Source organism: Prevotella sp. P6B4 (genome assembly GCF_000619985.1).
Taxonomy (GTDB): Bacteria; Bacteroidota; Bacteroidia; order Bacteroidales; family Bacteroidaceae; genus Prevotella.
Genome location: NZ_JHVE01000037.1, coordinates 1 through 8905, shown reverse-complemented (window position 1 = coordinate 8905; position 8905 = coordinate 1). Strand labels below are relative to the sequence as shown.

Annotated in this window: 6 protein-coding genes and 1 pseudogene; 1 reads left to right on the top strand and 6 read right to left on the bottom strand. The window is 44.3% G+C overall.

What is annotated here, in order from left to right:
* The 6 genes from T491_RS16770 to hsdR all read right to left on the bottom strand — a co-directional run.
* A partial coding sequence (locus T491_RS16770; protein WP_036916227.1) for a BRO family protein occupies positions 1–207 on the bottom strand: 207 nt, incomplete at its 3' end.
* 515 nt (positions 208–722) lie between these two features.
* Positions 723–1679 carry an AbiH family protein gene (locus tag T491_RS0115100; RefSeq protein WP_028904621.1) on the bottom strand — a complete coding sequence of 319 codons (957 nt, stop codon included), beginning with the start codon at positions 1677–1679 and terminating at the stop codon, positions 723–725.
* Positions 1680–1682: 3 nt separating this feature from the next.
* Positions 1683–3122, bottom strand: a complete 1440-nt coding sequence (locus T491_RS0115095; RefSeq protein WP_028904620.1) for a restriction endonuclease subunit S — start codon at positions 3120–3122, stop codon at positions 1683–1685.
* A 3-nt stretch (positions 3123–3125) separates the two neighbouring features.
* Positions 3126–4274, bottom strand: coding sequence for a YhcG family protein (locus tag T491_RS0115090; RefSeq protein ID WP_028904619.1), 1149 nt, complete (start codon positions 4272–4274; stop codon positions 3126–3128).
* A gap of 11 nt (positions 4275–4285) precedes the next feature.
* Positions 4286–5788: a class I SAM-dependent DNA methyltransferase gene (locus tag T491_RS0115085; RefSeq protein WP_028904618.1), complete on the bottom strand. Its 1503-nt coding sequence runs from the start codon at positions 5786–5788 to the stop codon at positions 4286–4288.
* Positions 5789–5796: 8 nt separating this feature from the next.
* Positions 5797–8139 (bottom strand): EcoAI/FtnUII family type I restriction enzme subunit R, encoded by a 2343-nt coding sequence (gene hsdR, locus T491_RS0115080; protein ID WP_028904617.1) that lies wholly within the window; start codon positions 8137–8139, stop codon positions 5797–5799.
* A 458-nt stretch (positions 8140–8597) separates the two neighbouring features.
* Between hsdR and T491_RS0115075 the strand changes: the two are divergent.
* Positions 8598–8905: pseudogene (locus T491_RS0115075) on the top strand (DNA-binding protein); the annotation flags it as partial.

The window sequence follows — 8905 nt, the reverse complement described above, 5'->3', positions numbered from 1 at the left end:
GATGACGCTTCGAGCTTGACCTGACAGAACGAATCGTTCGGTCAGCTTATCGTCGTCATCAATATGGTCACGAATAGCTTTCGGGGTATTTGCATACCCCAATGCTGTGGCTACGTCCTTTGCCACAAACATGATTTGGTTATTAACCTGGCAAGTACGAATCTCGCCGAAAATTTCACTAGTAAATACCTGTATTTCTGTTTTCATAATTCTGAGTTGTTTAAGCGAGAAGAAGTTTCGGATTCCTTGGCCATTTACTCGAGAATATCCTCCTCGGCTCCAACTCATGGGTTATACATTATTTATTAAGCTTTACGATATCCGTGGCAAGGATTTCCTGGAACACTTGCCCTTGATACTCGTGTGTAGAGAAATGAAGCGTGGCTGCCACCACATCGCCTTCGTAGAACCTGCACGCCGAAGGTCTCGCCCTGGCGCACTACTCTTAAGATTTTTGTTTCCATTGTTGTGTATCAATAAGTCAAAGAACACGCAGCCTTCACTCGCCATCGCAACTTGCTTGCGGTGGCAAAGGTACGGCGAATAAAACACAAAAACCCCCTACGCAGGGGGTACGCGTAGGGGGTACTAATTGATACAAGCAGCTGATTATCAGCAAAAAAAAATTAAGTCGTTCTTAGAGTTTCATCCGGGAATGAGCAAAAAAAATCTGCACTTCTAATCGAAGTGCGGAAATAAAACTTGCTTAGACTTGGAAATAACTAACGGACCTTAACACCACGCTTTACTGGAGTTAATAGTCTCGTCATTATTTCATTCCATTTTGTTACTTCGTTTTCTTTATTAGCATAGTAATTTTTTGTATGAATGAAATTGAGCGTTTCCAGATTGCTATATAAGTCAGATACAGAAATGCCTTGGTTACGAATATTATCCTTTATTGCACGTTCAGACTCTTCATCGAATGTAATAAATGTAAGATGACGGGTAGGAGTCGGCGAGGCGCTTGCAGTTTTAAAGAATTCTTTGAAATAACAAAAGTCCATCTCATTAACAGAATGACCAAAGAATATTATTTCTCTTGCTTCCAATAAATGACGAGCTATATGAGTAGCCTGATGCAACTGATTGTATTTATACATAAACGACAACTGCCTGTTTACTTGCTCGCCTGGTTGCAAATCGCATCCCAATACAATATCATCATATCGCAAGCTTCCGTGTACATATGTAAATAATCCCTTACCTATTTCATGATAAGTAGGCATTTCCAAGAACAATTCGGATGTTGTATAATTAAAATAAATATCTATCTTGCTCAGTGGACTAAACTGCAATTGATATTTAAGTTGATATGCCAAACGTTGCTTATCAGCTTTATGCTCTAAATCTTTTGATACGCGCTTCAGATAATTAGTCAAAGCTCTCTTCAAACTATCAAACTCAGAACGTACCATTCTTACCATCTTTTCATCAAGACTTGAATGGTTAACAACGTACTTATGTATTTCTTCCTCGATATCAAACCAATTAGATTCATTTGAAGCTTTTTGAATTTGCAACACCAAAGAATTATCACGTTCCTCCACGAAATACATATCGTTCATCCTACGCGCCAGGTCATGAAATTCCGGGCTACCAGCAAAATCAGAATACTTGGAAGGCAGTCCCAAGTCTACATCGAAACCATTGCCTATGATTAGTGCCAACTCTGCCATACACTATTTCTTTAGTTTATCGATTTCAGCAAATACTTCTTCTATCTTCGCTACAATACGCTTCTGCTCGGCAAGAGGAGGCAATGCTACCACAATTGAATTCATTTTCTCCTGATTCATTTTAGGTTGAGCTGTACCTGTCACATACTCTACAAGAGAAATAGAATTGATATACAAGCACATGTACTTCATCAAATCTTCATTTTGATAGTCTAATACATGCGCATGATTATTAACCCAATATTTACCCTTTGCAATAAAAGCAATTGGTGTACTTCTATTAATCAAATTTGCACCATCTTCGCCAATTAATAGTAGAGGTTTATCAAACAAATATTTGTCCACTTTATCGATAACACCAGATGCACCATAGTAATCATAAGATTTAACCAACTTACTTCTTTGATCAACAGACAATGGAATTCTTTCACTATCCCTATTAATAGTTATCGTCCCAAATCTCACCCACTCCCAGCTATCGGGAATCTCGAATGGGATTTCATCCTCGGAGATGGGTTTCACTGCGAGGTCTTTCTTTTTGAGTTTGCCGGCTTTTACGAGTTGTTCTTTCTCCTGGCGGATTTTTGCGAGGAGCACTGAGGCGGGTTCATCGGTGGGGTCTTGGGGGACGAGGCGGCCTTCGATGGCTTCTTGGAGAACGCTTTTCTTTAAACGGTCTGGCAGTTCGGCATTCAGTTTGTCGAGGGCTTCTTGGGCCTTACCGTATTCCTCAACCTTGGGAAGCAGTTCTTCTATCTTCGCCACAATACGCTTCTGCTCGGCAAGAGGAGGAAGAGGTACTATCGAATCTGCAACTTTATCTGAATTAAGATTCTGAACAACGGCCCCGGCAACTTTATCGCAAAACTGCTTATAAGCATATGCAGATGATAGAATGTAGTACAAATAGGATTGGTCAAATACACCAGCATAAGGTGAAATCATTAACCAGCCGTCATGAATACATCCTTCAATATTTGTTATATATGGTCTTCCAAAACTCATTGAATTTGTCAGGAGGAAATCTCCTGGATGAACCATCCTTGTTTTCTTTAATCCTTCTGGTTTAATTTTCTCCTTACAAGAATTTATATACTTTCCACCTTTGTCAGTATCACCAATTTTAATCCAATTTAATCCATTGGGGGCATCAGTCAAATATTCTTTTATTGGCCGAGGAGAACCACCACGAGCTATTACTGTAATATCCCCCATTCTCACCCACTCCCAGCTATCGGGAATATCGAATGGGATTTCATCCTCGGAGATGGGGTTCACTACGAGGTCTTTCTTTTTGAGTTTGCCGGCTTTTACGAGGCGCTCTTTCTCTGCACGGATGCGCTCCAGCAAGGCGCTTGCTGGCTCATCGGTGGGGTCTTGGGGTACCAAGCGGCCCTGAATAGCCTCTTGGAGTATAGAGTTCTTTAACTGTTGTGCGTTCATGGGCTACTTTTTTCTGTTATTATCTTGCTGCATCAAGAAGAATTGCTTCTGCTGTTCTATCTCGCGACGCAACTCCTCCTTGGTAGGCATATATGTAAGATACTTAGCTGCATAAAGCTGGTCACTACCATTCAAGACAGAGTAGTGAGCCACATCTTCATCAGTATCTGCACAAAGCAATATTCCTATAGTAGGATTGTGTCCTTGGGGGCACATCATCTCGTCGTACATTCTTACATACATATCCATCTGACCCACATCCTGATGGCGCAGCTTGGTGGTCTTTAAATCTACCAAAACAAAGCAACGCAGATTGTAGTTATAGAACACCAAATCGATATAGTAATCTTCCTTTTCTGTATGAATACGCTTCTGACGATCAGCCAGCGTAAAGCCCTTACCCATCTCCATCAAGAAAGGAATCAGATGGTCGATTATGCTTTGCTCCAAATCACTCTCTGTATAGTCTGTATTATTCTTGAATCCTAAGAATTCTGCTACAACAGGATTCTTCAGATACTCCAGCTTGTCCTGCAATGGAGCCGTCAGTTGCTTCATCTCGTCACGAACAGCGTCCTTATTTTGCGACTGGAGTAAGCGATGATAATACTGGCTGCTAACATTACGCTGTAGTGTACGAGTTCCCCACATTTCGCGGGCAGTTTCCTGCTCATACCAGTCGCGAGCCTCCTTGCTGTTCTCTTGAAGGATGATACGATAGTGAGTCCACGTAAGTTTTATTGTAGATTTTGCACGCAGTGCGTGGAAAATGTTTTCTGATTTTGCACTCAGTGCGTGCAAAATTGTCTGAGCATTTACTGAGTCACCTTTCTCATTCAAGAAGAACCCGTTATATGTCGCGTAGAAATCAACATAGTTATACAAATTCCTCCAAGTAAAGCCCTCACCATATTTTGCTGTCAGTTCCTTTGCTAAATCCTTTACTACTTGCTGACCATATTCAGCACGCTTTTCTTTCAACACCTCATGCTGAATGCGCATGCCCAACAGCCAGTTACGCTTAATCAATGTTTCGTTTACTTGACGATAGGCAGTGGCCTGTGCCTGATCAATAATGGTGCAAGCATCCTGTATCAGAGATTGTTGCGCAGGCTGCGCGACAATTTGATCGTTCTTCTTTATCTCGTTCATAATCGTATTCCTTAATTAATTTCAATCCCCAACATCTGCTGGATTTCGTTCAGCGTCTGGTCGATTTTGGCATCGAGGGCGGTGCGCTTCTCGTGATACTGCTTCAGAAGTTCTTCGGGGCGCAGCACTTCTTCCTCTTCCTTAGGGAACTTACATTGGTCGAAGTTCAAACCAAGCTCCATCAGCTGCTGGGCTGTGAAACAACGTGACTTCTCGTCGCCATTCTCGGCATCAACAATTTCTACTCGGTTGTTCCACCACTCCTGCATGGGGCGGCAATGATCCACCAGCATAGGCTTGGTCTTAGAGAAGTGCTTGTAGCCCTCGGGCATGTCCATGCGATAGAACCAGGTTTGGTTGGTTGAGAAACCCTCGGCAGCGCCCTCTGCCTTCGCATTGTCGAAGAAAAGGATGTTGGTAGCAATCGAGGTATATGGTGCAAAGATACTGCCTGGCAGTCGGATGATAGTGTGCAGATTAAACTCACGAAGCAACTTTTCCTTGATAGCCAACTTGGCATTGTCGGCACCAAACAGGAATCCGTCAGGCAGGATGACAGCAGCGCGACCATTCTTAGCCAAACGGTACTGAATAACCACCATAAACAAATCGGCTGTTTCGCTCGATGCCAGGTCGCTGGGGAAGTGGCGCTTTACATCGTTTTTCTCGTTTCCACCATAAGGGGGATTCATCAGGATAACGTCGAACTTATCGTCGTCGGTATAGTTAAGCACATCCTTGGTGAGCGAGTTGCCGTGATACACCTGTGGCGAGTCGATATCGTGCAGCAGCATGTTGGTAACACACAGCATGTAAGGGAACTGCTTTTTTTCGATACCATAGATTGACTGGGCATACTGCTCGCGATCCTCGGCAGTAACCACTTTCTTATCGAGGGCTTTGAGCCATGAGGTAAGGAAACCACCTGTACCACAAGCAAAGTCGGCCACGCGCTCGCCCACCTTGGGCTGGATAATCGCTGCCATGAAATCGGTGAGGGCACGAGGGGTGTAGAACTCACCAGCCGAACCGGCACTCTGCATCTCTTTCAGGATAGTTTCGTAGATCTCGCCAAAGGCATGACTCTCCTCGTAGCTGCTCAAATCCAAGCCATCAATCACATTGATAACCTGGCGCAGCAGCACGCCATCCTTCATATACTGGTTAGCATCCTGAAAGGTGGCACGCACAATGGCACTACGCATAGGGGTATCGGGGGTAACCTCGAGCTCCTTCAGCGTGGGGAAAAGCGTGTTGTTTACAAAATCCAACAGCTTGTCGGCAGTCATCGCCTCGCCTGTACCATCGTCCTTGGCCCAGTTACGCCAGCGGCAGGCCTCGGGTATAAATGATGTGTAGTTATCTTCGTTAAATTCCCAGTCGTTTTCTTTTTCGTCGTAAACCTTTAGAAAGAGCATCCATGCTATCTGTTCAATACGCTGAGCATCGCCATTGATACCGGCATCGTTGCGCATGATATTACGGATGTTCTTTACAAAATTTGTAATTGCCATATTTTAGTTTATGCTATATCGTTATAAATAAATGATTCAAGTTCTTTTACTGCAGCAAAATACTGCTGATTACCACCAAACAGTTTTGCGATGCTGGCGGGCGATCCCATCTGACGGAAGGGGTCGAGTGTGAGCACCTTACGATTCTCTAACTGACTGATGCCCTCGTTCATATACTTATCGAGCAAGGCATCGAGCACCTTCTGCGCTTCGGGTCCGTATTTGTGGAACACGTCGCGTTTCCTTACGTTATCGGCGCGCTCTTTACGGGTAAGCGGCTTGCGACCATAGGCGATGTGGCAGATGAAATCGAAATCATCAACATCGTCCATGCCCTGATCGTGTTTTAGCGCCTGCAGGTCGATACCGTTTTCACGTAGCAGCTCGGCTATCTGACTTTTATGTTCGGCCTCGTTCCAGCGACGTACAAAATCGCTGAGTGTGGCGTAGGTATCATTGATATTCTTTTTGGTGTAGTCGGTAATACTCTCGGTACGCAGCAGCTTGCCGTCGGTATCATATACCGATACTACCTTATTGATGATACGTACCTGACAACCATCTCTATCAACAATGGGGCGCTCCTCGTGTGCCTGAGGTACATCGCCATCAGGTTTATCCTTGGGTTGGCGTTCGGGGTGCGGCGTATCCTTGATGTAACCCTTATCCACTTCGAGTGGACCATCCCAATCGGGATCGGCAAACAAACGGGTAATGTTACGGAAATCCATAATGGTAAAATGGGTTTTACCCTCTTTCTCACGGATTCGGGTGCCGCGACCAACTATCTGTTTAAACTCGGTCATAGAGTTGATGCGTTGGTCGAGGGCTATCAGCTTAACCATCTTACAATCCACACCGGTTGAGAGCAGTTTGCTGGTGGTTGCTATCACAGGTGTTTTAGAAGCTACGGAAATAAAGTAGTCGAGTTTAGACTGTCCATATTCATCGCTACCGGTGATGCGTACCACGTAATCAGGGTATTTCCGGCACATCTCCGAGTTCTCGTTAACCAAGGCTACACGCATGCGTTCAGCATGTTCCTCGTCGGCACAAAACACAATGGTTTTTGCCATCGGGTCGGTACACTTCAGGTAGTTGCTCACCTCGTGGGCCACCTCGCGTATTCGGTCCTCAATCACAATATTGTAATCGTAATCGGTATTATTGTAGATACGATCCTCAATCAGATTTCCGTTTACATCGCGCTGACCTTTGGTTGGTCGCCATTCGTCGCCGATATTAGTGGTGATATTGATAACATTGAAAGGAGCCAGGAAACCATCGTCGATACCTTCTTTCAGGCTGTACGAATACAGCGGTTCGCCAAAATAGGTGATATTTGATTGGTAGCGTGTTTCCTTAGGTGTGGCAGTCATACCAAGCTGGATGGCACCTGTAAAGTACTCCAGTATTTCGCGCCAGTTGCTATCATCTTTGGCACTACCACGATGGCACTCATCCACAATTACCATATCAAAGAACTCGGGCTTAAACAGCTCTTCGTAGTTTTTGTTTCCCTCCTTGCCTATCAGCTGCTGATAAAGGGCAAAGTACACCTCGTGGGCTGTGTCAGGATTTTGCTTATCCTGCTGGTAGCTCACTTTATGGATGGTGTTGTTGAGTGGCTTAAAGTCCTGTTCGATAGATTGATCTACCAACACATTGCGGTCGGCCAGATAAAGCACTTTCTTAACCAACCCAGCCTTTAACAGGCGATACACTATCTGGAAAGCGGTATAGGTTTTACCCGTACCAGTTGCCATTACCAGCAGCATACGTTTCTGTCCACGAGCCACAGCATTTACAGTACGATTAACGGCATTACGCTGATAGTAACGGGGCGGATAGATGTCCTGACCCGTACAATAGGGTTGGTTGATAACCTTCAGTTCATCGGCAGTTATACCCCCACCCTTGTTACTCTCATGCATAAAGCGGGCATAGAGTTCATCTTGGGTTGGAAACTCGTCCATCGTCAATGTACGCTCCTTACCTGTCAAGAAGTCATACTCCTGAAATCCGAAACCATTTGAACTGAAAGCAAACGGTACATCCATCATCTCGGCATACTCCTTGGCCTGCTGCATACCATGACTAACAGAATGGTTAGCATCCTTAGCCTCGACGATAGCAATAGGTGTGGCACGGTTATAATAAAGCACATAATCGGCAAACTTAGCCTTACCACGAGCCACCAGATTACCCCTCAGGTTTATCTTACCATCGGTAAGCTTAACCTTAGTTTCCATCGTAATATCAGTTACCGACCAGCCTTTCTGCAGAATAGCCGGGGTGATATATCGTAACTTGATATCCTCTTCGGATAATGAATGTACGTCGTTATTCATAATGTTTATATATCTGTCGGCAAAGATACCACATTTTCTTGTAAATACCAAATCATTTAAGGTAAAAAATGGAACTAAAAATACACGACTAAAGACGGTAAAGGAAAAAGCGGGCGTTGATTCAGATGTACAGTGTTACAGTGTGACAGTTAGAAATACAAGTAGTCAATGGTTAGAAAATATATCTATATTATTATATATATAAATATATATAATAATATAGCAGTATTAATGATACTGCGGGAGACGAGATTTTTAACTGTCACACTGTATTATTGTGCAAATCATTCGTGAACCGCAATGCCCATGTTGTATCTTTGCAACGTCAATTTGAGAGAAGAAATTGCGCGCCCACGAGAAAAATTTTACGGGCCCACGGGGGAGGCGGATTTTTACATCGAAATGCGACGAAAAGTGAGAATAAAAAATTGAATGTTAAACGTTAAAAATTTAAGATTATGGCACTGAAAGTAAAAGCTAAGGAACAGTTTCAAAACATCGGCAAGTATGCTGGTAAGTATCGTTACGTGATGATGCCGGAGCTCTACACGGCTCTGACTCAGGACAAAGTGATTAAGGAAGCAGCTCTGCGCAGCGGCGTGAGCAAGGGTGTGATGCAGGCATGCTGGGATGCAGCCGGCGAAGTAATCAAGGCGTGGGCCACCGAAGGTCACTCGGTAGCACTGCCAGGTCTGGGAACCATGCGATTCGGACTGCGCGCCAAGAGCGTGGAGAAGGTCGAGGAGGTGAAGGCCGGACTGATTTC

Coding starts and splice junctions, on each gene's coding strand:
- hsdR (WP_028904617.1), bottom strand. CDS start 8,139: ATGAATAACGACGTACATTCATTATCCGAAGAGGATATCAAGTTACGA.
- T491_RS0115085 (WP_028904618.1), bottom strand. CDS start 5,788: ATGGCAATTACAAATTTTGTAAAGAACATCCGTAATATCATGCGCAAC.
- T491_RS0115090 (WP_028904619.1), bottom strand. CDS start 4,274: ATGAACGAGATAAAGAAGAACGATCAAATTGTCGCGCAGCCTGCGCAA.
- T491_RS0115095 (WP_028904620.1), bottom strand. CDS start 3,122: ATGAACGCACAACAGTTAAAGAACTCTATACTCCAAGAGGCTATTCAG.
- T491_RS0115100 (WP_028904621.1), bottom strand. CDS start 1,679: ATGGCAGAGTTGGCACTAATCATAGGCAATGGTTTCGATGTAGACTTG.